This window comes from Klebsiella sp. JB_Kp004 (assembly GCF_040065795.1).
GTDB lineage: Bacteria > Pseudomonadota > Gammaproteobacteria > Enterobacterales > Enterobacteriaceae > Klebsiella > Klebsiella quasipneumoniae.
Map to the genome: position 1 here is coordinate 26,905 of NZ_JBEAKW010000039.1, position 22,864 is coordinate 49,768.

Sequence of the window (22,864 nt, forward strand, 5' to 3'; positions counted from 1 at the left end):
ACAAGGAGACATGCGATATGGCCTATCAGACGGTGAATCCTGCGAACAATCAGCTTATTAAAACGTACCCGGCGCACAGCGATGCGGACGTGGAAGCGGCGCTGCGGCAGGCGGATGCGCTCTATCATTCGGCCTGGGCGAAAGGGGATATCGAACCGCGCCTGGCGGTGCTGCATAAGCTGGCGGATCTGATCGACAGCCGGGCGGAAGATCTGGCGAAAATCGCCAGCGAGGAGATGGGGAAACTCATTAAGCAGAGCCGCGGCGAAGTGAAACTGTGCGCGCAAATCGCCCGCTACTACGCCGATAACGCCAAATCGATGCTGGCGCCGGTGAAATATCCCACCGAACTCGGCGACGCCTGGGTTGAACACCATCCCATCGGCGTATTAGTGGCGGTGGAACCGTGGAACTTCCCCTATTACCAGCTGATGCGCGTCCTGGCGCCAAACCTGGCGGCCGGGAACCCGGTTATCGCCAAACACGCCAGCATTGTGCCGCACTGCGCGGAGACCTTTGCTCATCTGGTGCGCGAGGCCGGCGCACCAGATGGGGCGTGGACCAATCTGTTTATCTCCCAGGATCAGGTGGCGAAGATTATCGCCGACGATCGTGTGCAGGGCGCGGCGCTGACCGGGTCGGAAAAAGCTGGCAGCGTGGTGGCGGCGCAGGCGGCGAAGCATATTAAAAAATCGACCCTGGAACTCGGCGGCAACGATGTGTTTGTGGTGCTCGACGATGCCGACCTCGATCGCGCGGTGAAAATCGGCGTCCAGGCGCGGCTGAACAATGCCGGCCAGGTGTGTACTGCCGCCAAGCGGTTTATCCTGCATGAGAACATCGCTGAGTCGTTTCTGACGAAATTTAGCGAGGCGTTTCGCCAGGTAAAAATAGGCGATCCGCTGGATGAAAGCACCACGCTGGGGCCGCTCTCCTCTAAAGATGCGCTGGAAACCTTAAGCAAGCAGGTTGACGAGGCGGTCAAAAACGGCGCCACGCTGCATCTGGGCGGCAAACCCGTGGCGCGAGACGGCAACTTCTTTGAACCCACTATCCTGACCGGTATCTCCCGCGACAACCCGGCGTACTTCGAAGAGTTCTTTGGCCCGGTGGCGCAGATCTACGTGGTGAAAAACGATGAGGAGGCGATTGCGCTTGCCAACGATTCTCACTATGGCCTGGGCGGCGCGGTGTTCAGTCAGGATATCGAACGCGCTAAACGGATGGCATCCGCCATTGAAACCGGGATGGTCTATATCAACTGGCTGACCGATACCGCGCCCGAACTGCCGTTTGGCGGCGTGAAGCGTTCCGGTTATGGCCGGGAGCTCTCCGATCTCGGCATCAAAGAGTTTGTGAACCAAAAGCTGGTGGTGGTTCGCCGCTAAGCCCGACCATAAAAAAACCTGCCATCCGGCAGGTTTTTTTATAATAGATTTATTGCACTTCGACTTTATCCCAGCCGCTTTTGAACATACAGCTGTCGACTAAGGTCTCCCGCTGATATTCATTCGCGTCTTCTACCGTATAACTTGTTTCAACATCCTGTTTCTTATGCTTTTTGTCGGTTTTTTCTGAACTGGACCCGGTCACCACGTTATCCGGAGGGAGATCGACCAGGGCCTGCGCTTCACATTCGGTGAGCTTTTTATGCATGTCGGCATCGCTTAAACCCGGCTTCACCCAGGTATACTGAGTGCAGCCGGTGAGCAGCAACGCCAGGCTCAGCGCAGAGAGCGCGGCGAGACGTGATTTCATCAGAAGGTAATCCCGCCGCCCACGTAGGCGCCATCAATCAGGGTGTGGTTTGGGCGGCCCTCTTTGCCGTCAACGCTCACGTGACGGTAACCGACCTTCAGGGTCAGTGGACCAACCGGGGACCAGCTCACGCCGCCGTTCGCCTCAACATAGTTTTTCACGCTGTTGTTCAGGCCGTCGGGCGCGACATACCCTTCGCCAAACACGTGGATGCTGTCGGTCAGGGCCACGTTCACCCCGCCGCCGACCGGAAACGCGACGCCGTTATCGCCTTTTTTCGGCCCGAGGTAGATAGCTTTCGCGCCAGCGTTGAGCATCACCGGGCCAACTTCCAGATTGTAACCCGCGCCAACGCCGCCGGTCTGGCTACCATCATCGGTATTCTTCAGCCAGTGGCTTTCGGCATACAGGCCGGAAGAGGATTTACCCATTTCCATATTCAGGTTGGTAAAATTCTTACCTTGTTCAACGGTAAACCCCATTGCCATGGCGGAACCAGAGACCGCGGTCAGGGCAGCAACAATCAGGATGTTAAGCTTTTTCATGGTTTGCTCCTCGTCATTAAATTTGTCTGAGGGCACCTTAACAATCGATGTTTACCTCTGCAAATGTGACTTACGTCGATTTTTTATGCTGTATTTGTCAGGGAAGTGTTTTGAAAATGTTGTCATGACGTTGGGTTATGGCGAGGTCAATCATCAAATTTGGTCTGTTTAGCCACAGTTTAATGGGTGGGCTAAACAGAAACTGAACAGGGCGGGCATTAATTATTAAGCATCCTATTCATTGAATTTCTTATTATTTCCAAAAGTGTTTCTGCTGTTACTTATAAAAACGTTGATTTACATTTTTCGACGCGATGACGACATTTTATCCCTGTCTTTGACGATGTACGGGGAGAGAAGGGGGCCTGCGCCTTAGCGCGCAGGCGGGCAAATTAGCGTCGTAGCCCGGCAAATGCCGCGCGAATCTCCTCTTCCGGCAACTGAATGCCGATAAACACCAGCGTGCTGTGCGGCGTTTCATCGCCCCACGGGCGATCCCAGTCGGCGCTGTAGAGGCGCTGCACGCCCTGGAACAGCAGGCGATTTGGCTCGCCGTCGATCCACAGCATCCCTTTATAGCGCATCAATTGCTCGGCGAAGGAGAGCAGCAGGTTTTCCATTACACGCGACACTTCGCTGATATCCACCGGGTAATCCATCTCAACCACGATTGATGACACGTCGTTTTGCTTCTCTGCCATAAAGTGGAAACGCGGTTTGCTGTTTACGACGTTCTCTTCCAGCATAAAGCCGCTGGTGTTAAACAGCTGGCTAAGATCGATATCGCCGTGAATGACGGTATAAATCGGCGCCCGGGCATTGATGCGCGCCAGCCGTTCGCGCAATTTTTCGGTGTCGCCGGCAACATCAGTTTTGGTCAGCAAAATGCGGTCTGCGTAGCCCACCTGCGACTGGGCGATGGTGAACTGATCCATCTGCTGGTCGGCATGGACCGCATCCACCAGGGCGATCACGCCATCCAGCAAATAGCGCTCGCAAAGCACCTCGTGGGAGAAAAAGGTCTGGATGATCGGCCCCGGGTCGGCCATGCCGGTGCATTCAATCACCAACCGGTCGAACCCGATTTCACCGCGGTCGCGGCTGTCGAGCAGATCAAGCAGGGCGTCTTCCAGTTCGTTGGAGCGCGTACAGCAGATGCAGCCGTTGGTCAGGGTTTTAATCTGCGTGGCGCGGTCGCCGATCAGCTGATCGTCAACGGCGACTTCGCCAAATTCATTTTCAATCACGGCGATTTTAAAGCCGTGCTGTTCGTTAAGAATATGGCGCAACAGGGTGGTTTTACCTGCGCCGAGAAAACCGGTGAGTAGGGTGACTGCAATCGGTGCCATTATTGCCTCCATTAACAGCAGCGGACGCCGCCTTTGCCGTCGCCGCCGTAGCGGGCCTGCTGGCGTTCGCGGAAGAATTCTTCATAAGTCATGTACGGCTGATCCGGATGGTTGGTTTGCATATGGGTGACGTAGTTGTCGTAATCCGGAATGCCAATCAGCATTTTCGCCGCCTGACCGAGATATTTTTTTGCCTGACCTAAGTTACCAAACATTGTAAGTTCCAGATAACGAATAAAGCCGGATGGCGGCTAGCGCCTTCTCCGGCCTACGTTGATGCGCTTTTTTGTAGGCCGGATAAGCGTAGCGCCATCCGGCATCGGGGTTAATGATGTGACGAGGTCTTCACGCCGCCTTCCGGTACCGGCACGTACGGGGTCTCTTTGTCGGTACGCACTTTATTGTTGCGGACAGTGAGCCAGGTTTTGATGCCGTAGAAGATGATGCTGTACACCACCACCAGGAACAGGATGCTCAGGCCGGCGTTGGTGTAGTTGTTGACCACGATATGGTTCATGTTGGCCACCTGCTGGGCGGTCAGCTCGCCACCGGCGGCGATCTTCTCTTTATACTGCTGAGCCATAAAGAAGAAGCCTTCCATCTGCGGGTTGGTGCTGAACAGCTTCAGGCCCAGCGCCCAGGTGGTGCACAGTAGCAGCCACACAGCCGGGATCACGGTGACCCAGATATATTTGGTGCGCTGCATTTTGACCAGCACCACGGTGCCAAGCACCAGCGCCACCGCGGCCAGCATCTGGTTAGAGATACCGAACAGCGGCCACAGGCTCTTCACGCCGCCCAGCGGGTCGACCACGCCCTGATACAGCAGGTAGCCCCACAGCCCGACGCAGCCGGCGGTACCGATAATCCCGGCGACCAGCGAGTCGGTTTTTTTCAGGAACGGCACGAAGTTACCCAGCAGATCCTGCAGCATAAAGCGGCCTGCGCGGGTCCCCGCATCCAGCGCGGTGAGGATAAACAGCGCTTCAAACAGGATACCGAAGTGGTACCAGAAGCCCATATCCGCCATCGGGATGATTTTGTGGAACACATGAGCGATACCCACGGCCAGCGTCGGCGCGCCGCCCGCGCGGTTCAGGACCGACGGTTCGCCGATATCTTTCGCGGTTTGCAGGATTTGCTCAGGTGAGATCACGAAGCCCCAGGAGCTGACGGTCGCTGCCGCGTGAGCGGTGACATCCCTCAGCTGGGCGGCAATCAGCGCCGCGTTTTCACCGCCCATTTCGTGCAGGTTCGGCATGGTGATACCCAGACCCGCCGGCGGGGTGTTCATCGCGAAGTAGAGGCCCGGTTCGATAATTGAGGCCGCTACCAGCGCCATCACCGCCACGAAGGACTCCATCAGCATTGCGCCGTAGCCGATAAAGCGGGCGTCGGTTTCGTTGGCCAGCAGCTTCGGCGTGGTGCCGGAGGCGATCAGGGCGTGGAAGCCGGAGACCGCGCCGCAGGCAATAGTGATAAACAGGAACGGGAACAGGGCGCCTTTCCACAGCGGACCGGTACCGTCAATGTACTGGGTCACCGCCGGCATTTTCAGGTCCGGGTTAAGGATCACGATACCCAGCGCCAGGCCAACGATGACGCCGATTTTCAGGAAGGTCGCCAGGTAGTCGCGCGGCGCCAGAATCAGCCATACCGGCAGCAGAGCCGAGATAAACGCGTAGCCAATCAGGGTAAAGGTGATGGTGGTGTCTTTAAAGGTCAGCGCCGGGCCCCAGTACGGGTCGTGGGCAATCACGCCGCCGAAGTAAATAGACGCCACCAGCAGGACGATACCGATGACCGATACTTCGCCTACGCGGCCCGGGCGCAGGAAGCGCATGTAGATCCCCATGAACAGGGCAATTGGCACCGTCGAGCAGACGGTGAAGACGCCCCACGGGCTTTCCGCCAGCGCTTTCACCACGATCAGCGCCAGCACCGCGAGGATGATGATCATTATCAGGAAGCAGCCGAACAGCGCGATGGAGCCCGGTACGGGACCCATCTCCTGTTTGATCATCTCGCCCAGCGAGGCGCCGTTACGCCGTGAGGAGATAAACAGCACCATAAAGTCCTGTACCGCGCCTGCCAGCACGACGCCCGCCAGCAGCCACAGGGTGCCCGGCAGGTAGCCCATCTGCGCGGCGAGCACCGGGCCCACCAGCGGACCGGCGCCGGCAATCGCGGCAAAGTGGTGGCCAAACAGCACGTAGCGGTTGGTCGGCACATAGTTCAGTCCATCGTTATTAATGACCGCCGGCGTGGAGCGCGTCGGGTCAAGCTTCATCACCTTCTGCGCGATATACAGGCTGTAATACCGGTAGGCGACGAGATACACGGAAACCGACGCCACCACGATCCACAGGGCACTGACGTGCTCACCGCGGCGCAGGGCGACGACTGAGAGGCAAAATGCCCCGATGATCCCGAGAATCACCCAGGGTATGTGCTTGAATAGTTTTTTGGTATCCATAGTAAAACCTGGCGTTAATGAGATGAATAATTGGCCGAAGCCGTCTGGTTTTAAGTAAGGGTTGATGGAGGTATTGATTAGCTAGGCTGTCTCCGATCTTGCCAGACCGGCGCGCGCGTAAAGATGAGTAAATGGGTGAGTGGTTGTATAGGAGGTTAAGCGGTTACTGGAAGGGGTAAGCGGTTGGCTACGAAGTGAACAGGGCGGGATTATGTGATTGTGATCACAGGAGATTGTGGCCTGCGACGCTGTGGGTTAACGCTCCTCCCCAACCGGGGAGGAGCAGACAAGGCGATTACACTGCGACTTCCATTTCCATCATTACCGGGTGGAAGCGGCGCTTAAAGTAGATCAGCCCGTGGCCCTGCTGGCTCAGGGTTATATTCCTGATTTCTACCAGATAGACCAGGTGGGTGCCGATGGTTTGTACCTGGCTAATCTCCCCTTCGAGACTGGCCAGCGACCCCTTCAGCACCGGCTGCCCGAGCGCGCCCTGCTGCCAGCCGCTGAGGGCAAAACGCTCTTCCATCGTCACCCCGGTCATCCCGGCGAAATGACGGGCCATGATTTCCTGTTCATGGTTCAGCACGTTGATGCACAACTTGCCGTTGCCCTGAAACACCGGGTTCATCGCGCTGTTGGCGTTGATACACACCATCACCGAGGGCGGCGTATCCGTCACCGAGCACACCGCCGTGGCAGTAATCCCGCAGCGGCCGGCTTCGCCTGCGGTGGTGACCACGTTAACCGCCGCCGACAGGCTGGCCATGGCATCGCGAAAACGCAGGCGTTGTTCATCTAATTGCATTATGACCTCCCGCTGCGAATTACTTCAGCAGCTTATCCAACATGTTGATATCAGCGTTATTGTGCAGATGCGGCACCGTCCAGCCGTTCTGGTCGTACTCGGACAGGCAGCGGTCGACCATCGCCATCATCTTGTCCATATTGCCGGAGCTCTGCGCCTGGCGCAGACACTGCAGGCGAATCTCATCCTGGCTACCGGAGTAGTTGATTTCATACAGCTCGTGGCGGCCGCCGAATTCGCTGCCGATGGCGTCCCACATCAGTTTGAGGATCTTGATACGTTCAACGTGATCCATACCGTTGGAGCCGCGCACGTACTTCGCCAGATACTGGTCAATCTGCGGATTGTTCAGATCGCGGGCGCTGGACGGCAGATAAATCAGGCCGCTGGTGACGTTGCGCTCGATGATGTTCTTGATCTTGGCGTAGGCCATCGGGGCCATCACGCGATAGGTCTGCAGCGCGGCGTGATCCGGCAGCCATGCGCCGTTGACCCACGGCGTCGCTTCCGAGCACATGGAATCGCTCAGCGCCCAGAACATGTTGCGCCATGCCACCACTTCGCCGAGGTCGGCCTGCACGCCGCGGAACTCGAGGGTGCCGGTACATTCCAGCGAGCGCTTCAGCAGGGCGGTGATAAAGTCCAGTTTTACCGCCAGACGTACGCAGGCCTGCAGCGGGTACATGCGGGCGAACCCCCCTTCCATGGTCCAGCGGCGGCAGCGGTCGAAGTCGCGATAAATCAGCACGTTCTCCCATGGGATCAGCACCTTATCCATTACCAGAATCGCGTCGTTCTCGTCGAAACGGCTGGAGAGCGGATAGTCGTACGGGGAGCCGGTCGCGCCGGCGACCATCTCATAGGAGGCGCGGGAGATCAGCTTGACGCCTTCGGCGTCCATCGGCGCGACGAACATCAGCGCGAAGTCCGGGTTTTCGCCCATCACCTGCGCGGAGCCGAAGCCGATCATGTTGTAGTGGGTCAGCGCCGAGTTGGTGGCCACCACTTTCGCGCCGCTGACGATGATCCCGGCATCGGTCTCTTTTTCCAGCTTGATGTAGACGTCCTTCACTTCATCGGCCGGCTTGTGGCGGTCGATCGGCGGGTTGACGATCGCATGGTTAAAGTACAGGCCGGTTTCCTGAATGCGGGTGTACCAGTTGCGGGCGTTCTGCTCGAACTGGCCGTAAAACGCCGGGTTGGCGCCCAGCGCGCAGCCGAATGCGGCTTTATAGTCCGGGGTGCGGCCCATCCAGCCGTAGCTTAAGCGCGACCACTCGGCGATGGCGTCGCGCTGCTGGCGCAGATCGTCGGCGCTTTTCGCCACGCGGAAGAATTTATGGGTGTAGCCGCCGCTGCCGGTATCTGTGCCCCAGCACAGGGAATCCTGCATCTCCGGTTTGTGCAGCGCATCGTACAGTTGAGCGACGGAGGCCGCGGCGTTACGGAAGGCCGGGTGGGTAGTGACATCCTTCACGCGCTCGCCGTAGATATAAATTTCGCGGCCATCCTGCAGGCTTTTTAAATACTCTTCGCCAGTTAACGGGCGTTTCGCGTCGGCGCGGAAATCTTCAGGTTTCATAGGGGCCTCTTCAGTATTTATCGGAAAATGATGTTAAATATATGTTTTGTTTTTGTTGTTCAATTGAAGCGGTTATTGCGCTTGTCGTGAAGGGACGTTTGCGACAACGACGGGTACTTTTCAGGCGGGAGTGAATTTTGTGATCTCTGCAGCGTTTGCCGGCTGGCGCGGCGCTGAACCGACCTGTGGACTATCGCCCGCAGGCGCAACGCCAGCGGGGAATTACGATACCGGTACTTTTTGCGCCCGGTAGCTGCTGGGCGAGCAGCCGACCTGGCGGCTAAAAAAACGCGCAAAATAAGCGGGATCTTTAAACCCCAACTGCCAGGCTATCTCATTGACGGCGCTATCGGAGAACAGCAGCAGGCGCTTCGCCTCGCGCAGCTGGCGGTCGAATATCAGCCGTTTGGGCGAACGGTTGGCAAAGCGGCGACAGATATCGGTCAGCCGCGATTCGGTCAGGTGCAGCTCCCTGGCGTAATCCGGTACCGTCCAGTGCTGATGGTAGTGGCTGTCGATCATCTGGTTAAAGCGCTGGAAAAGCTTCAGCTCGCCGCGCATGCCGCTGGCGGCGTGATCGTCGAGCTTTGCGTTACGCAATAGCAGGGTAAAGACCGCCTGCGCCAGCAGCGCCAGGGTGTGCTCGCGCCCCGGCAACTGGGCAGTGGATTCCCGGCGGATCAGCTGCCAGTAGTGGGCCAGCGCGGCCAGCTCGTCGGGTTTATCCGCCAGCGACAGGCAGATCCCCGGCAGGCCGAAGGTCTCCCGCGTGCCGGGATAGAGCACCTCCAGCAGCGGCCAGATGAGTTCTTCGTGCACCGTCAGCACATGGCCATCGCTATCGGACTCGGTAATAAAGGCGTGCGGCACCGAGGGCGGCGTTAACACAAACAATGGCGCCTGCACCGAATAGCGATGGTCATCAAGCTGCAGCTCAATCTGCCCGGTATCAAGATAGTGCATTTGGAAATAGCGGTCGTGGCGATGCGCCTGCATGTCGCGGCCAAAAAAGGCCGCCATGCGGGAAAACGACTGATAGTGCACCTCCTCGGTGCCCAGGCTCTCGTCGTAATCTTTATTGATATCGATATTGGCGATGGAATGCTGGCACATACCCGCTCCTTAGTGGCCTTTCTGCGCCGCTAAGCCCGGTGCGGCGGCGGCGTCCTCACGCTGGCTCATTGGAATGCGGGTGAGCACCAGCGCGCCGACAATCAGCAGCCCGGCGACAAACCACAGCCCGGAGCTAAAGCTGCCGGTGGTATCGCGCAAAATGCCGATCAACAGCGGGCTGACGGCAGAGCCGACGTTGCCGATGGCGTTGATCACCGCCAGCGCCACCGCGCGCGACTGCAGGCTGATCACCCGATCCGGGGTGGTCCAGAAAATGGCCATCGCGGTAAAGGATCCCACCGAAGCCATAATAATGCCGATCAGCTGGATCAGGCTGTGGTGAGTTGCCGAAGCCAGCAGCCAACCCGCCGCGGCGAACAGGTAGGGCAGGATGGTATGCATCTTGCGCTCTTTGCGCCGGTCGGAGCGGCGGCTCCACCAGATCATGCCGAAAATAGTGCAGAACTGCGGGATCGCCGCCAGCAGGCCAATCATGATGTTGCTACTGCCGGTGTTGAAGCTCTGCAGGATCTGCGGCGTCCAGATATTTATGGCGCTCAGGGTATTGGTCAGGCAGAAGTAGGCCAGGGTATACATCAGCACCGCTGGCGTCAGGACTTCGCGCAGCGTGGAACGCGGCGAAGCCGGAACGACCGCCGCATTTTCCCGTTCACGATCGATCATCGCCTTCAGCGCCTGTTTTTCTTCGCTATCGAGCCAGTTGGCTTTATCCGGCGTGTCGTTGAGGAAGAACCAGGTGACGACGCCGAGCACCACCGACGGCAGGCCTTCCAGCAGAAACAGCCACTGCCAGCCCTTCAGGTTCCACAGGCCGTCGAGCGCCAGAATATAGCCGGAAAGTATCGAGCCGAGCATCATGGTCACCGGCATGGCGATCATAAACAGGGCGTTGGCGCGGGCGCGATGGTAGGCCGGGAACCACCAGGTCAGATAGACGAGGATCCCCGGTAGAAAACCAGCCTCGGCGATGCCGACCAGCATGCGCAGGATGTACAGCGTATGCGGGCTGGTGGCGAACATGGTGCAGGTCGAGGCGATCCCCCAGACCACCATAATTCCGGCGATCCAACGGCGCGCGCCGACTTTCGCCAGCATGATATTGCTGGGGATCCCGCACAGCACGTAGGTGACGTAGAACAACGTCGCCGCCAGGCCGAACATGGTGGAGGTCAGGCCAAGGTCTTTGCCCATCGTCAGGCCGGCGAAGCCGATATTAATGCGGTCCAAAAATGAGAAAACAAAGAGAACAAACAGGAAGGTGATCAGGCGGCGGAACAGCTTTTTGATCACCCGGTTTTCTACTTCAACGGCTTTATTATCATTGTGTTGCAGGGTAGAGGTAGTCATGTTGCGCTCCACATTATCCGTTCAATAGACGGATTTATTGTTATCGGTTGTGGTCGTTGCGGTGTGGGTAAACCGGGCCGCCAGCGCTTCTGCGCCGCGGGCCAGCAGGGTGGTATCGACGCCGACGGCGACGAACAGCGCGCCCAGTTCGAGATAGCGCTTCGCCAGCTGTTCATTGGCCATCAGGATCCCCGGCGCCTTGCCGGCCTGACGGATTTGCTGGATGGCATCTTCAATGGCGGCCTGTACTTCCGGGTGCTGCGGATTGCCGCCGTGACCCATATCGGCGCTGAGGTCCGCCGGGCCGATAAACACCCCGTCCACCCCGTCGACATCGAGGATCTGCGGCAGATTTTTCAGCGCTTCGCGGGTCTCAATCTGTACCAGGACGCACATGGCGTCGTTGGCCTGGTGGAGATAATCCGGCACGCGGTTCCAGCGTGAGGCGCGGGCCAGCGCGCTGCCGACGCCGCGGATGCCGGCAGGTGGGTAGCGGGTGGCTCTGACCGCCAGCCGCGCCTCTTCGGCATTCTGCACCATGGGCACCAGCAGGGTTTGCGCGCCGATATCCAATAGCTGTTTGATCTGCACCGGGTCGTTCCACGATGGGCGGACCACCGGCTGGCTAGGGTAGGGCGCGATGGCCTGAAGCTGGGTCAGCACCGTTTGCACATTGTTGGGCGCGTGTTCGCCGTCGATCAGCAGCCAGTCGAAGCCGGCGCCGGCCAGCAGTTCGGCGCTGTAGCTACTGCACAGCCCAAGCCACAGGCCGATTTGCGGACGCCCGGCCTTGAGCGCCGCTTTAAAAGTGTTGTTCATGTTGCTCTCCTCAGACAAAGCGGCAGCTGATGGCGCCCATTTTGCCGTAGTCGACGTGGAAGGTATCGCCCTTGCGCGCCGGGACCGGACGGGTGAAGGAGCCGCCGAGGATGATTTGCCCGGCTTCGAGCTGGACATCGTACGGCGCCAGTTTGTTGGCCAGCCAGGCCACGCCGTTGGCCGGGTGATTGAGCACCCCCGCGGCGACGCCGGTCTCCTCAATCACGCCGTTGCGATACAGCAGGGCGGAGATCCAGCGCAGATCCAGCTCGTCGGGCTTGATCGGGCGGCCGCCGAGGATCACCCCGGCGTTGGCGGCGTTATCGGAAATGGTGTCGAACACTTTACGCGGGCGCTGGGTTTCCGGGTCGATGTTGTGGCAGCGCGCATCGATGAGCTCCAGCGCCGGGATAACGTAGTCGGTGGCGTTGTAGACATCAAACAGCGTGCAGTTCGGGCCGCGCAGCGGTTTGGCCAGCACGAAGGCCAGCTCGACTTCAATACGTGGCACGATAAAGCGGTCGGTGGGAATATCGCTGCCGTCGTGGAAGAACATATCGTCAAGCAGCGCGCCGTAGTCCGGCTCGCTGATCTGCGAGCTGGCCTGCATGGCTTTCGAGGTCAGGCCGATCTTGTGGCCTTTGAGTACGCGGCCTTCGGCGATCTTCATCTCGACCCACTCGCGCTGTACGGCGTAGGCGTCCTCAATGGTGATCGACGGATAATCCAGCGAGATCGCGCGGATCTGTTCACGCTGTTTTTCGGCCTGATTCAGCCGCTGGGCAATCAGGGTTCGGGTCTGTTTATCGAGCATAGTGATTCCTGTGGCATTGTATTGCCGGATGGCGCTTCGCTTATTCGGCCTACAATTCATGGCCGCTGTAGGCCCGGTAAGCGCAGCGCCACCGGGCAATTTGCACGTTATTTAAATAAGGCGTGCACGTTGTTCTGTTTGTAGTTCAGCGTCGGATCGAGCTCTTCCATGGCGAACGACAGCGCCAGGTAGCGGCTCTCCATCAGCGCCGCGAAGTGGGATTTGATCAGCGCGAACAACATATCTCCCACGTCCTGACGGCTCTCCAGACTGCGCCCGGAGCCGATCTTCAGCGTCATATGGACAAAGGCGTAATCCTGCCTGCCGTCGGCCATCTGCCAGGTATCCAGCCAGTGGGCACGGCTGCGGATCCCGCCGATCGGAAAGATGCCGGTAGCGGCCAGCGCCTCGTTGACTTTGGCGAACAGCCCAGGCAGATCGGCCTGCTCGCGGATGTTGTCGGTACATTCGGCGATAAAATGCGGCATGGGGCCTCCTTACGCCTGCGCCGGCAGCGGGAACACGGCGTTAACCTGGCCGGTGCCGGAGCTGGCGAACAGCTCGGTGATAAACTCCACCTTGCCGTCGTATTTATCCCAGCCCAGCAGGCCAAGCAGCATCACCGTGTCGTGCATGTTGCCTTCGCCGTAGCAGTAGTCGGCGTACTCCGGCAGCATGGTGCAGAACTCTTTAAATTTGCCCTCGCGCCACAGCTTCACCACCCGCTCATCCATCTGATGATCGAACTCGCGGGTGTAGCTGTTCATCCCCTCTTCGGCGCGCTGATCGTCGATAAAGCGGTGCGACAGCGAGCCGCTGGCCAGCACCGCCACGGTGCCGTCATATTTCTCAATGGCTTTGAGGATCGCTTCGCCCAGCCTGCGGCTGTCGGCAAAGTCGTGAACGGTACAGAAGGCGGAAATGGACACCACCTTGAAGTGCTTATCGCTGTTCATGTAGCGCATCGGCACCAGGGTGCCGTACTCCAGCTTCAGGCTTGGAATATTGTGCGCTTTGGCGCGCACCCCGAGCTTCACCGCCTCGTCGGCGATGAGCTGACCCAGCTCCGGGTTGCCGTCATAGTCGTAGGTCATGTCGCGAATAAAGTGCGGCAGTTCGTTACTGGTGTAGACGCCCTGGAAATGGTCGGCGCAGTTGATGTGGTAGGCGCTGTTGACCAGCCAGTGGGTATCGAACACGATGATGGTATCGACGCCCATTTCCCGGCAGCGCTTGCCAATTTCTTTATGCCCGTCGATAGCGCCCTGGCGGCAGCCGTGGTTTTTCCCCGGCAGCTCAGACAGGTACATCGACGGCACGTGAGTGATTTTTGCTGCTAACGCTAACTTACCCATATCAGACTCCCCATTTCGGGATCGGATGGTCGCCCATCGAGATGCAGACGTTTTTCATTTCGGCGAACACTTCAAAGCTGTACTCGCCGCCTTCGCGGCCGGTGCCGGAGGCCTTCACGCCGCCGAACGGCTGACGCAGGTCGCGGACGTTCTGGGTGTTGACGAACACCATCCCGGCTTCAATACCGCGCGCCAGACGCAGCACTTTGCTGACGTCCTGGGTCCAGATATACGACGCCAGGCCGTATTCCACATCGTTCGCCAGGCGCAGCCCTTCCGCCTCGTCTTTGAACGGCAGCAGGCAGGCGACCGGGCCAAAAATCTCTTCCTGCGCGACGCGCATGCGGTTGTCGACATCCGCCAGCACCGTCGGGCGCAGGAAATTGCCGGCTTTCAGATGCGCCGGCAGGTCGGACGGTTTATCCGCGCCGCCGGCCAGCAGGGTCGCCCCTTCTTCAATGCCGAGGCGGATATAGCCGGAGACTTTCTCCCAGTGCTGCTGGCTAATCAGCGCGCCGACCTGGGTGTTCGGGTCGGTTGGATCGCCGACGCGCAGGCGGTTAGCGCGCTCGGCGAAGCGCTTAACGAACTCGGGGTAGATGCTCTGCTGAATGAAAATGCGCGAGCCGGCGGTGCAGCGTTCGCCGTTGATCGAGAAGATGGTGAACAGCGCGGCGTCGAGGGCGCGCTCAATATCGGCGTCTTCGAAAATCAGCACCGGCGATTTGCCCCCCAGCTCCATGGAGTACTTTTTCAGCCCGGCATTTTTCATGATGTTGCGCCCGGTGGCGGTACCGCCGGTAAACGATACCGCGCGCACGTCATGGTGGCGTACCAGCGCATCGCCCGCCGTCGCGCCGTAGCCCTGCACCACGTTCAGTACCCCCGCCGGAATACCCGCTTCCAGCGCCAGTTCGCCCAGACGGTCGGCGGTCAGCGGCGACAGCTCGGACATCTTTAGCACCGCGGTATTCCCCAAGGCCAGGCACGGCGCCACCTTCCAGGTGGCGGTCATAAACGGCACGTTCCACGGCGACACCAGCGCGCAGACGCCCACCGGCTGCACCAGGGTGTAGTTCAGCATCTTGTCGTCGACCGGATAGGTCTTACCGTTCATCTGCTGGCACACTTCGGCGAAAAACTCGAAATTGTGGGAGGCGCGCGGGATCAGCACGTTTTTGGTCTGGTGGATAGGCAGACCGGTATCGGCGGTTTCCATCGCCGCGATCTCCGGGACGTTCTGATCGATCAGATCCCCGAGGCGGCGCATCAGACGCGCGCGCTCTTTCATCGGCAGGTTAGCCCACTTTGGGAAGGCCTCTTTCGCCGCCGCTACCGCCTGATGGACTTCGGCTTCACCGCCGGCGGCGACTTCCGCCAGCACTTCGCCGGTGGCCGGGTTGGTGGTATGAAAATAGTCTGTGCCGGCAACGTTTTTACCGTTGATCCAATGGTTAATCTTTTTCATGACAGTGTCTCCTCATACGCTTGCTGGCTGATGATATGGTTGACCAGGCGGCCCACGCCCTCGACTTCAACGATCACCTCGTCGCCGGGCACCACGTCGGACAGCCCTTTCGGCGTGCCGGTGGCGATCATGTCGCCCGGTTGCAGGGTCATAAATTCGCTTAAGTAAGCGATGAGAAACGGGATGCTGAAGATCAGATCGGCGGTGGTGCCCTGCTGGCGCAGCTCGCCGTTGACCCAGGTGCGCAGGGCCAGATTATGCGGATCCGGGATCGCCTCTTTGCCGACGATCCACGGGCCGATCGGCGTCAGGGTGTCGCGGCTTTTCACCCGCAGGTTTGGCCGGTAGTAGTTTTCCAGATAGTCGCGGATCGCGTAGTCGTTGCAGACGGTATAGCCGGCGACATAGTCCATGGCCTCGGCTTCGCTGACGCGGCGGGCGGTTTTACCGATCACCACCACCAGTTCAGCTTCGTAGTGCATGTATTCCACGTTATCCGGGCGTACCGACTGCTGCTGGTGGCCAGTAAAGGTGTTTGGCGCTTTGATAAATACCAGCGGCTCGGTTGGCGGCTTAAACGCCAGCTCGCTGGCGTGGTCGGCGTAGTTCAGCCCCAGCGCGAACAGCGTGCCGTCGGCGGGCGGCAGCCAGCGGAATTCACCTTCTTTCAATACCGTGCCATCGTCCAGGCGCACCTGGTCGCGTTCATCGACCACCGCATCGCGTACCTGTCCCTGCCATTCAATACGTGCCTGTTTCATGCCAGCTCTCCTTCTGCGACAACCGGGTTTTCCAGCGCCGGGAAGCCCTCGGCGAGAATGCGTACGCGATCGCCGGGACGCAGCGTAACGCGGGAGTGGGGCGTACCGATGAGGATCGCGTCGCCGGGATTGAGGGTGGCGAACTCGCTCAAGGCGCTCAGCAGCTGCGCGGCGTTACGCTGCAGATCGCCGGTATGCCAGCTGTCCGCTTCGCGGCCGTTGATTTCGGTGATGATGGTCAGGTTATCGACGTTGCGCACCGGCGACAGCGCGCCGACGGGGCAGAAACCATCGCGGCACTTGGCCTTGATCGCCGGGCGATAAAAACTCTCTTCCGGCAGGCTGACGTCGTTCGCCAGCGCGTAGCCGGCGATATAGTTCGCCGCCTCTTCCGCCGCCACCTTGCGCGCGGTTTTGCCGACAATCAGCGCCACGGTGGCGCCGCTTTGCACGGTTTCGCCCTGCGGATGGGGGATCGCCTCGCCATCGCCAATCACGGTATTGCGCGGCTTGATAAACCAGACCGCGGTTTTCGGCAGCGTTTTGTAGGGGGCCTGTTGAAACGCCTCGCGCCAGGCGTCGAGCTGGCTGCGATGATTGAGCGCAACGGCGAAGATGGTACCTTTCATTCACCACTCCTCTGGGACTGATTTCGGTTCAAAGGGATTTCGTTAATATATTAATGATCATCTTTTATGCTTTGCGATGAGGTTTAGCAACTGGAAGTGAATGTTTTGTGATCGGATTAACACAATATTTACACATCAATAAATTATTCATTATTAATCAAATTGTTGAGTATTTTTCTGGGAAAGGCTGGTACTTTTCAGGTGCAGAAACCGGTTGTACATGGCAGGATTAAAGCTAATTATTAAGTTGTTAATAAGTTTTAGATGAGGCCGTTGAGGGGATACTATGCATGATTCATTAACCATTGCCTTGTTGCAGGCGCGTGAAGCGGCGATGGCCTACTTTCGACCGATCGTCAAACGACACAATCTCACCGAACAGCAGTGGCGGATCGTGCGTATCCTCGCCGAACGTCCGTCAATGGACTTTCACGATCTGGCTTTTCGCGCCTGTATTCTGCGCCCCAGTCTGACCGGGATTTTGACGCGCATGGAGCGGGATGGACTGGTGCTGCGGCTGAAGCCGGTTAACGATCAGCGCAAGCTGTACGTCTCGCTGACGCCTGCCGGAACCGCGCTGTACGAAAGCGCCCAGGCGGAGGTGGAAGAAACCTATCGCCTGCTGGAGGCTCAGTTCACTACGGAAAAGCTGCAGCAACTGACCTCGCTGCTGGAGGAGTTTATTGCGCTTGGCGTCCCTGCCGGGCGCGGTGATGAAGAAGAGTAGCGGTTACGGCTCGGCGCTCAGCCTGGCGAGGGCAATAAGCGTTTCCGCGCGGGCGGGGGACAGCTGCTCTCTCGGCTGCGGCAGCGGCCAGCCATACAGCCAGCGGGCGCTGGCGGGCAAGTAACGCCTGGGCCTGCTGGCTGGACCCGGCGGCGTAAATATCCGCGAGGCTGGTCTGCTGCCAGCGGTTAACCTGGATCGCCTCCTGCGCCGTGGCGCAACCGAACAGCAGCCCCGTCTCGATATTGGGCACCAGCCCGTAGCCGATGGCCAGCCGATCGCAGGTGACCGCCGCCGGGCTGCGCCGCAACGCCCCGGATCTGCCGCGGCCGTTCCGCGTGCGCGCCTTCGGCATCATCGGCCCGGTGTCGTTTATGGTCTCGGCGCTGATCGTCTACTGGTCCGGCTGGAATACGCTCTCGTGGCTGCTGGGGCTGCAGATCGTGATGTTTGTGGCGTATGTGATGTGCAAAGGCAAGGTGCCGGAACATACCGTGAGCCTGGCGCAGCAGGTGAAGTCTTCGCTGTGGCTGATCGCTTTTTATGCGTTGATTATCCTCTTTTCCTGGCTGGGCAGTTTCGGCGGGCTTAATGTTATTGGTCACCCCTGGGATACGGTGCTGGTGGCGGCGATGTCGCTGGGGATTTATTACTGGGGCGCGCGCAGCTGTCTGCCGCAGGCTAATTTTAGCGGAGACGAAGAAGAGTAAAGGAGAACAGTATGGGGTCGGTAACTCTATCGTTACCAGAAGCTTATGACCTGGCGCTGGCGGTGCTCAGCGCCAATGGATTCAGCGCCGACCACGCGGCGGCCATCGCCCGTAACGTGGCTGCCGGGGAGCGCGACGGCTGCGCTTCCCACGGCCTGTGGCGGCTGTTGGGCATTGTCGATACCTTGCGTAAACGTAAGGTTTCGCCTGATGCCGAGCCGCAGATCCACGACCAGGCGCCGGCGATTGTGCGGGCGGATGCCGGGGGCGCCTTTTCGCTGCTGGCCTACGAACGCGCGCTGCCGCTGCTGCTGGAGAAAGCGCGGCACAGCGGTATTGCGGCGCTGGCGATTAACCGCTGCGTCCATTTTTCCGCGCTGTTTGCCGATATTGAACCGTTGACTGAGGCAGGGCTGGTGGGGCTGGCCTGTACGCCAAGCCATGCCTGGGTCGCCCCGGCGGGCGGCACCCGTCCGCTGTTCGGCACCAACCCTATCGCCTTTGGCTGGCCGCGGCGGGAGGAGCCGCCGTTTATTGTGGATATGGCGACCAGCGCCGCGGCGCGAGGCGAGATCCAGCTGCATCAGCGCGCCGGCAAAGCGCTACCGGAAGGGTGGGGAATCGACAGCCAGGGGCAGCCGACTACCGATGCCACAGAGGTACTGAACGGCGCGATGTTAACCTTCGGCGGCCATAAGGGCTCGGCGCTGGCGGCAATGGTTGAGCTGCTGGCCGGGCCGCTTATCGGCGATATGACCAGCGCCGAATCGCTGGCGTGGGATAACGGCGCGGGCGGTCTCCCCTACGGCGGCGAGCTTATCCTGGCGCTGGATCCGCAGCGCTTTCTCGGCGCGCAGGCACAAGAGCAGCTGGCGCGCGCCGAAACGCTGTTCAATGCGATGCAGGATCAGGGCGCGCGGCTGCCGGGCGAGCGGCGTTTCGCCTGCCGCCAGCAGAGTGAGCGGCAGGGGGTCGCCATCAGCCGTTCATTGCATGATGAGATTTGCGCCTTGCGCCAGGGCGGGTAAGGCGCGAATCGCCGTCCCCCGGGACATCCCCCGGCTTGCGCTACGCTTAGCCGGGCTACCGAACGTCGCGGGTTGTGTAGCCCGGGCAAGGCGCGGAGCGCCGCCACACGGGACATCCTCCGGCTTGCGCTACGTTTAGCCGGGCTACCGAGCGTCGCGGGTTGTGTAGCCCGGGTAAGGCGCGGAGCGCCGCCACCGGGGATGCCTGTCAAAACAGCGTGTCGAGCTCGTCCAGCACGTTGTAGTCGTCATCGACCAGCAGCAACGTCTTCCACTTATCAAAGGTCAGACACGGATGCGAGGTGCCGAACAGCAGAATATCGCCGACCTGCACATCGCTGCCCGGCGCCAGGCGCAGCATGCAGTGCTGATCCATGATGCCGATACTGACGATCGACTCCGCGCGCAGCGCTAACTGCTGGCCGTTACGATAATGGGCGATCGGCTGCGGCAGCCCGGCGTCGAAAGCGCAGTCGCGCTTGCCGAAATTCACCACCGCACGATCTGCCTCCGGCACCGATTGCACCATTGCCATCAGCTCCAGCGCTGAAGTGAGATCGCTGGCGAGATCGCAGGCAATCGGATCGCGGGCGATCAGCGCTTGTTGGGCGAGATCGTAGATCCCGCGATCGTGGGTGATATAACAGCCAGGGCGAATGACGATACGGCAGCGGCGCGGTTTTGCCGCCGCCAGCCAGATGTTGCACACCACGTCATACCAGACGGTGCCCGCGCCGGTGAGAATAAATTCACCGTCAACCAGCGGCTCCATGCGGCAGGCTAGCGCTGCAGCCTGTTGTAATAGCGCTTCCACCTGTGGTTGCGGATCGTCGCCGTGCAGGACCCCTTCATACAATTCCAGACCGCGTAGCCGTAGCCCCGGCAGGTCGCTGACCCGCTGCGCCAATGCCAGCGCGTCATCCACGCTACGACAGCCGCAGCGCCCGCCCGGCACGCCAAGTTCAATCAGCACATCCAGCGTTTGTCCCTGGGCGGCGAAGAACGCGGAGAGGGCGCGCACGTTGGCCTCGCTATCGACACAGCAGATAAAATCCACTGCCCGGTAGTGGGCTTTTAGCTGCGCGACCACCTGCATATTGGCCTTACCGACCAGCTGATTGACCATCAGGACGCGCTGGATGCCGCTGGCCATCGCCGCGCTGGCCTGCCACGCGCTGCCCACACCGATCCCCCACGCTCCCGCTCGCTGCTGCGCCTGAAATATCCATGGCGTCATTGTCGTTTTACCATGCGGCGCCAGCGATACGCCGCGGGCATCGGCGTAGCGCTGCATCCATGAAATATTATTTTCCAGCGCCGATTTTTTTAGCAGCGCGGCAGGCAGACAGCCCTCTTCCGCCAGCAGATTAGCCGGCGCGGACATGAGGGCGGATTTGTGCGGAATGAGCGGTGCTGAATGGTATTTCATAACACTATCCTTTCAGGGTTTATAATCGGTGAGTTGCTGGGTATCAGTTATAACTATTTGATAATAATGATTTTAATTAATAATTATTGTTTCTTTTGAATAAAAGTATCACAAAATGATCTGGTTTTTGCGTAGTTTTCCACTGTTTTTTGCACTTGTAAATGGTTAACTTGTCGGTATGTCGAAAGGGAGTAATTGCTATGAAAGTTGACTGGCTTTTCAAAAACGTCACGGTGATCGACGGGAGCGGCGGGCCGCAATACCGTGCCGATGTGGCGGTGAAGGGCGACCGAATAATGGCTATCGCTCCGTCGCTTGACGTCGCGGCGGAGCAGGAGATAGATGGTCAAGGGCGGGTACTGGCGCCTGGCTTTATCGATGTTCACACCCATGACGATATCAACGTCATCCGCATGCCGGAGTATCTGCCTAAGCTCAGCCAGGGGGTGACAACCGTGATCGTCGGCAACTGTGGGATCAGCGCGGCAACCGCCACCATTCGCGGCGAGGTGCCGGACCCGATGAATCTTCTCGGCGAACGACAGCACTTTATCTATCCCACCGTCGAAGCCTATGCCCATGCGGTAGAGGCCGCGCGACCCTCGCTTAACGTCGGGACGCTGATTGGGCACACCGCGCTGCGCAATAACCATATGGATGACCTGTTCCGCCCGGCGAGCGAGACGGAAATCGCCGGCATGCGCATACAGTTGCGCGATGCGCTGCGCCAGGGCGCTTTAGGACTGAGCACGGGACTTGCCTACGCCAGCGCCTTCCAGTCGACCACCGAAGAAGTGATGGCGCTCGCTGAGGAGTTGACGGCAGAGGGGGGAATTTACACCACCCACCTGCGTTCGGAGTTCGAGCCGATTCTGGAGGCGCTCGACGAGGCGTTCCGCATTGGTCGCCACGGCAACGTGCCGGTGGTGGTCTCGCACCATAAGTGCGCCGGCGCGAAAAACTGGGGTCGCACGAAGGAGACGCTGGCTTTCTTCGATGAGATGCGCCAGCGCCAGGAGATCGCCTGTGACTGTTACCCCTATTCCGCCAGCTCGTCGACGCTGGATATGAAGCAGGTCACCGATGAGTTCGATATCGTCATCACCTGGTCGGAAGCACAGCCCGAGCAGGCCGGAAAAACGCTGCAGCAGATCGCCGATGAATGGCAGGTGAGCCTGCACGACGCCGCGGCGCGGCTGATGCCGGCAGGCGCTATTTATTACAACATGGACGAGCAGGACGTACGGCGGGTGCTGGGTTATCCGGTGACCATGATTGGCTCCGACGGGCTGCCGAACGACCCGATGCCGCATCCGCGGCTGTGGGGCGCGTTTCCGCGGGTCCTGGGCCACTACTGCCGCGATGAACGCCTGTTTCCGCTGACTACCGCGATCCACAAAATGACCGGGCTGTCGTCGGCGCGCTTCCAGCTGGCGGATCGTGGGCTGGTAAAAGTGGGCTACTACGCCGACCTGGTGCTGTTTGACCCGCTGACGGTGCGCGATGTCGCCAGTTTCTCCGACCCGAAACGTCCGGCGGACGGTATTGAGGCGGTGATGGTTAACGGCGTGATGAGCTACGGCAGCGACAAAAAGATTATCGGGCGCGCGGGGCGTTTCCTGCGCCGCCGAATGAACTGAGGAGTGAAAAATGAGTATTAAACGTTATGGCGTAGAGGGCGGTACCGGTACCGGCGGGCAGCACCTGCCGTTCGCGCGGGCGGTGGAAGCGGGAGGCTGGCTGTACGTCTCCGGCCAGACGCCGATGAAGGACGGGGAAGTGGTGGAAGGCGGGATTGTCGACCAGTCGCGTCTGGCGATTCAGAACTGCGTAGATATCATGACTGAAGCGGGCTACACCCTGGCCGACGTGGTGCATGTTAAAGTGATCCTCACCGATGCGCGCTATTTTCAGTCTTTCAATAAAGTCTTCCGCGAGTTCTTTGGCGACAACCCGCCTGCCCGCATCTGCTGCGTAGCGGACCTGGTGGTGGATTGTAAAGTCGAAGTGGATGTGACCTGTTATAACGCTTCTCGCGCATAAAAAGTTAGTAACCAGAAATATAAACAGTCATTTTGAGCGCTGAAATAATTCAGCGCTTCGTAGCCTTTTACCTTTAAAAAAT

At 59.5% G+C, this 22,864-nt stretch carries 23 protein-coding genes and 3 pseudogenes; 6 read left to right on the forward strand and 20 right to left on the reverse strand.

Annotated features, from left to right (window positions below; translation table 11 throughout):
* Window positions 1-17 precede the first annotated feature (17 nt).
* Window positions 18-1,388, forward strand: coding sequence for an NAD-dependent succinate-semialdehyde dehydrogenase (locus ABLX76_RS16960; protein WP_032454755.1), 1,371 nt, complete (start codon window positions 18-20; stop codon window positions 1,386-1,388).
* A 49-nt stretch (window positions 1,389-1,437) separates the two neighbouring features.
* On the opposite strand, the gene ABLX76_RS16965 is transcribed toward ABLX76_RS16960, so the two are convergent.
* The 17 genes and pseudogenes from ABLX76_RS16965 to ABLX76_RS17045 all read right to left on the reverse strand — a co-directional run bounded on the left by ABLX76_RS16965 (window position 1,438) and on the right by ABLX76_RS17045 (window position 17,067).
* Window positions 1,438-1,758: a hypothetical protein gene (locus tag ABLX76_RS16965; RefSeq protein WP_023291842.1), complete on the reverse strand. Its 321-nt coding sequence runs from the start codon at window positions 1,756-1,758 to the stop codon at window positions 1,438-1,440.
* Entirely contained in the window at window positions 1,758-2,303 is a 546-nt protein-coding gene (locus ABLX76_RS16970; RefSeq protein ID WP_023291843.1) for a YfaZ family outer membrane protein, read from the reverse strand. The genes ABLX76_RS16965 and ABLX76_RS16970 overlap by 1 nt, the downstream gene beginning before the upstream one ends.
* A 392-nt stretch (window positions 2,304-2,695) precedes the next feature.
* Entirely contained in the window at window positions 2,696-3,652 is a 957-nt protein-coding gene (gene yjiA, locus ABLX76_RS16975) for a GTPase (protein WP_102003925.1), read from the reverse strand.
* Window positions 3,653-3,663: 11 nt separating this feature from the next.
* Window positions 3,664-3,867 (reverse strand): YbdD/YjiX family protein, encoded by a 204-nt coding sequence (locus tag ABLX76_RS16980; RefSeq protein ID WP_002887451.1) that lies wholly within the window; start codon window positions 3,865-3,867, stop codon window positions 3,664-3,666.
* A gap of 110 nt (window positions 3,868-3,977) precedes the next feature.
* Window positions 3,978-6,128 carry a pyruvate/proton symporter BtsT gene (btsT, locus tag ABLX76_RS16985; protein WP_348874941.1) on the reverse strand — a complete coding sequence of 717 codons (2,151 nt, stop codon included), beginning with the start codon at window positions 6,126-6,128 and terminating at the stop codon, window positions 3,978-3,980.
* Window positions 6,129-6,423: 295 nt separating this feature from the next.
* The gene (locus ABLX76_RS16990; protein WP_023291846.1) at window positions 6,424-6,936 is read right to left on the reverse strand and encodes a 4-hydroxyphenylacetate 3-monooxygenase reductase subunit; all 513 of its coding nucleotides are present in this window, start codon (window positions 6,934-6,936) and stop codon (window positions 6,424-6,426) included.
* A 19-nt stretch (window positions 6,937-6,955) separates the two neighbouring features.
* Window positions 6,956-8,518: a 4-hydroxyphenylacetate 3-monooxygenase, oxygenase component gene (gene hpaB, locus ABLX76_RS16995; RefSeq protein WP_002887473.1), complete on the reverse strand. Its 1,563-nt coding sequence runs from the start codon at window positions 8,516-8,518 to the stop codon at window positions 6,956-6,958.
* 222 nt (window positions 8,519-8,740) lie between these two features.
* A complete protein-coding gene (gene hpaA, locus ABLX76_RS17000; protein WP_023291847.1) occupies window positions 8,741-9,631 on the reverse strand; it encodes a 4-hydroxyphenylacetate catabolism regulatory protein HpaA in 891 nt (296 codons plus the stop codon).
* Window positions 9,632-9,640: 9 nt separating this feature from the next.
* Window positions 9,641-10,999 (reverse strand): 4-hydroxyphenylacetate permease, encoded by a 1,359-nt coding sequence (hpaX, locus tag ABLX76_RS17005; protein WP_023291848.1) that lies wholly within the window; start codon window positions 10,997-10,999, stop codon window positions 9,641-9,643.
* 21 nt (window positions 11,000-11,020) lie between these two features.
* On the reverse strand, window positions 11,021-11,818 hold the full coding sequence (hpaI, locus tag ABLX76_RS17010; RefSeq protein ID WP_057213292.1) for a 4-hydroxy-2-oxoheptanedioate aldolase: 798 nt from the start codon (window positions 11,816-11,818) through the stop codon (window positions 11,021-11,023).
* 10 nt (window positions 11,819-11,828) lie between these two features.
* On the reverse strand, window positions 11,829-12,632 hold the full coding sequence (gene hpaH, locus ABLX76_RS17015) for a 2-oxo-hept-4-ene-1,7-dioate hydratase (protein WP_348874942.1): 804 nt from the start codon (window positions 12,630-12,632) through the stop codon (window positions 11,829-11,831).
* Window positions 12,633-12,739: 107 nt separating this feature from the next.
* Entirely contained in the window at window positions 12,740-13,120 is a 381-nt protein-coding gene (locus tag ABLX76_RS17020; protein ID WP_064158449.1) for a 5-carboxymethyl-2-hydroxymuconate Delta-isomerase, read from the reverse strand.
* Between the two features lie 9 nt (window positions 13,121-13,129).
* The gene (hpaD, locus tag ABLX76_RS17025; protein WP_002887492.1) at window positions 13,130-13,987 is read right to left on the reverse strand and encodes a 3,4-dihydroxyphenylacetate 2,3-dioxygenase; all 858 of its coding nucleotides are present in this window, start codon (window positions 13,985-13,987) and stop codon (window positions 13,130-13,132) included.
* A 1-nt stretch (window position 13,988) separates the two neighbouring features.
* Window positions 13,989-15,455: a 5-carboxymethyl-2-hydroxymuconate semialdehyde dehydrogenase gene (hpaE, locus tag ABLX76_RS17030; RefSeq protein WP_101978425.1), complete on the reverse strand. Its 1,467-nt coding sequence runs from the start codon at window positions 15,453-15,455 to the stop codon at window positions 13,989-13,991.
* On the reverse strand, window positions 15,452-16,216 hold the full coding sequence (locus tag ABLX76_RS17035; RefSeq protein ID WP_044525284.1) for a fumarylacetoacetate hydrolase family protein: 765 nt from the start codon (window positions 16,214-16,216) through the stop codon (window positions 15,452-15,454). The genes hpaE and ABLX76_RS17035 overlap by 4 nt, the downstream gene beginning before the upstream one ends.
* Window positions 16,213-16,845, reverse strand: a complete 633-nt coding sequence (locus tag ABLX76_RS17040; RefSeq protein ID WP_065883240.1) for a fumarylacetoacetate hydrolase family protein — start codon at window positions 16,843-16,845, stop codon at window positions 16,213-16,215. The genes ABLX76_RS17035 and ABLX76_RS17040 overlap by 4 nt, the downstream gene beginning before the upstream one ends.
* A 57-nt stretch (window positions 16,846-16,902) precedes the next feature.
* Window positions 16,903-17,067 (reverse strand): annotated as a pseudogene (locus tag ABLX76_RS17045) (hypothetical protein).
* Between the two features lie 64 nt (window positions 17,068-17,131).
* Here ABLX76_RS17045 and hpaR point away from each other — a divergent pair.
* Window positions 17,132-17,572 carry a homoprotocatechuate degradation operon regulator HpaR gene (gene hpaR, locus ABLX76_RS17050; protein ID WP_002887503.1) on the forward strand — a complete coding sequence of 147 codons (441 nt, stop codon included), beginning with the start codon at window positions 17,132-17,134 and terminating at the stop codon, window positions 17,570-17,572.
* 3 nt (window positions 17,573-17,575) lie between these two features.
* Here the strand turns inward: hpaR and ABLX76_RS17055 are convergent.
* A pseudogene (locus ABLX76_RS17055) lies at window positions 17,576-17,861 on the reverse strand (FAD/NAD(P)-binding oxidoreductase); the annotation flags it as partial.
* Between ABLX76_RS17055 and ABLX76_RS17060 the strand changes: the two are divergent.
* Window positions 17,857-18,282: pseudogene (locus ABLX76_RS17060) on the forward strand (aspartate:proton symporter); the annotation flags it as partial. The pseudogenes ABLX76_RS17055 and ABLX76_RS17060 sit on opposite strands and share 5 nt — an antisense overlap.
* Before the next feature lie 11 nt (window positions 18,283-18,293).
* Window positions 18,294-19,310 carry an Ldh family oxidoreductase gene (locus ABLX76_RS17065; protein ID WP_348874946.1) on the forward strand — a complete coding sequence of 339 codons (1,017 nt, stop codon included), beginning with the start codon at window positions 18,294-18,296 and terminating at the stop codon, window positions 19,308-19,310.
* A gap of 208 nt (window positions 19,311-19,518) precedes the next feature.
* On the opposite strand, the gene ABLX76_RS17070 is transcribed toward ABLX76_RS17065, so the two are convergent.
* Window positions 19,519-20,739: an amino acid deaminase gene (locus ABLX76_RS17070; protein ID WP_348874948.1), complete on the reverse strand. Its 1,221-nt coding sequence runs from the start codon at window positions 20,737-20,739 to the stop codon at window positions 19,519-19,521.
* A 76-nt stretch (window positions 20,740-20,815) separates the two neighbouring features.
* Window positions 20,816-20,962 carry a hypothetical protein gene (locus ABLX76_RS17075; protein WP_048296605.1) on the reverse strand — a complete coding sequence of 49 codons (147 nt, stop codon included), beginning with the start codon at window positions 20,960-20,962 and terminating at the stop codon, window positions 20,816-20,818.
* Between ABLX76_RS17075 and ABLX76_RS17080 the strand changes: the two genes are divergently transcribed.
* Both ABLX76_RS17080 and ABLX76_RS17085 read left to right on the forward strand, forming a co-directional pair.
* Entirely contained in the window at window positions 20,940-22,379 is a 1,440-nt protein-coding gene (locus tag ABLX76_RS17080) for a D-aminoacylase (protein ID WP_348874950.1), read from the forward strand. The two genes, ABLX76_RS17075 and ABLX76_RS17080, sit on opposite strands and share 23 nt — an antisense overlap.
* 10 nt (window positions 22,380-22,389) lie before the next feature.
* Window positions 22,390-22,782, forward strand: coding sequence for a RidA family protein (locus ABLX76_RS17085; protein WP_004204205.1), 393 nt, complete (start codon window positions 22,390-22,392; stop codon window positions 22,780-22,782).
* Window positions 22,783-22,864 lie beyond the last annotated feature (82 nt).

Coding starts and splice junctions, on each gene's coding strand:
- ABLX76_RS16960 (WP_032454755.1), top strand. CDS start 18: ATGGCCTATCAGACGGTGAATCCTGCGAACAATCAGCTTATTAAAACG.
- ABLX76_RS16965 (WP_023291842.1), bottom strand. CDS start 1,758: ATGAAATCACGTCTCGCCGCGCTCTCTGCGCTGAGCCTGGCGTTGCTG.
- ABLX76_RS16970 (WP_023291843.1), bottom strand. CDS start 2,303: ATGAAAAAGCTTAACATCCTGATTGTTGCTGCCCTGACCGCGGTCTCT.
- yjiA (WP_102003925.1), bottom strand. CDS start 3,652: ATGGCACCGATTGCAGTCACCCTACTCACCGGTTTTCTCGGCGCAGGT.
- ABLX76_RS16980 (WP_002887451.1), bottom strand. CDS start 3,867: ATGTTTGGTAACTTAGGTCAGGCAAAAAAATATCTCGGTCAGGCGGCG.
- btsT (WP_348874941.1), bottom strand. CDS start 6,128: ATGGATACCAAAAAACTATTCAAGCACATACCCTGGGTGATTCTCGGG.
- ABLX76_RS16990 (WP_023291846.1), bottom strand. CDS start 6,936: ATGCAATTAGATGAACAACGCCTGCGTTTTCGCGATGCCATGGCCAGC.
- hpaB (WP_002887473.1), bottom strand. CDS start 8,518: ATGAAACCTGAAGATTTCCGCGCCGACGCGAAACGCCCGTTAACTGGC.
- hpaA (WP_023291847.1), bottom strand. CDS start 9,631: ATGTGCCAGCATTCCATCGCCAATATCGATATCAATAAAGATTACGAC.
- hpaX (WP_023291848.1), bottom strand. CDS start 10,999: ATGACTACCTCTACCCTGCAACACAATGATAATAAAGCCGTTGAAGTA.
- hpaI (WP_057213292.1), bottom strand. CDS start 11,818: ATGAACAACACTTTTAAAGCGGCGCTCAAGGCCGGGCGTCCGCAAATC.
- hpaH (WP_348874942.1), bottom strand. CDS start 12,632: ATGCTCGATAAACAGACCCGAACCCTGATTGCCCAGCGGCTGAATCAG.
- ABLX76_RS17020 (WP_064158449.1), bottom strand. CDS start 13,120: ATGCCGCATTTTATCGCCGAATGTACCGACAACATCCGCGAGCAGGCC.
- hpaD (WP_002887492.1), bottom strand. CDS start 13,987: ATGGGTAAGTTAGCGTTAGCAGCAAAAATCACTCACGTGCCGTCGATG.
- hpaE (WP_101978425.1), bottom strand. CDS start 15,455: ATGAAAAAGATTAACCATTGGATCAACGGTAAAAACGTTGCCGGCACA.
- ABLX76_RS17035 (WP_044525284.1), bottom strand. CDS start 16,216: ATGAAACAGGCACGTATTGAATGGCAGGGACAGGTACGCGATGCGGTG.
- ABLX76_RS17040 (WP_065883240.1), bottom strand. CDS start 16,845: ATGAAAGGTACCATCTTCGCCGTTGCGCTCAATCATCGCAGCCAGCTC.
- hpaR (WP_002887503.1), top strand. CDS start 17,132: ATGCATGATTCATTAACCATTGCCTTGTTGCAGGCGCGTGAAGCGGCG.
- ABLX76_RS17065 (WP_348874946.1), top strand. CDS start 18,294: ATGGGGTCGGTAACTCTATCGTTACCAGAAGCTTATGACCTGGCGCTG.
- ABLX76_RS17070 (WP_348874948.1), bottom strand. CDS start 20,739: ATGAAATACCATTCAGCACCGCTCATTCCGCACAAATCCGCCCTCATG.
- ABLX76_RS17080 (WP_348874950.1), top strand. CDS start 20,940: ATGAAAGTTGACTGGCTTTTCAAAAACGTCACGGTGATCGACGGGAGC.
- ABLX76_RS17085 (WP_004204205.1), top strand. CDS start 22,390: ATGAGTATTAAACGTTATGGCGTAGAGGGCGGTACCGGTACCGGCGGG.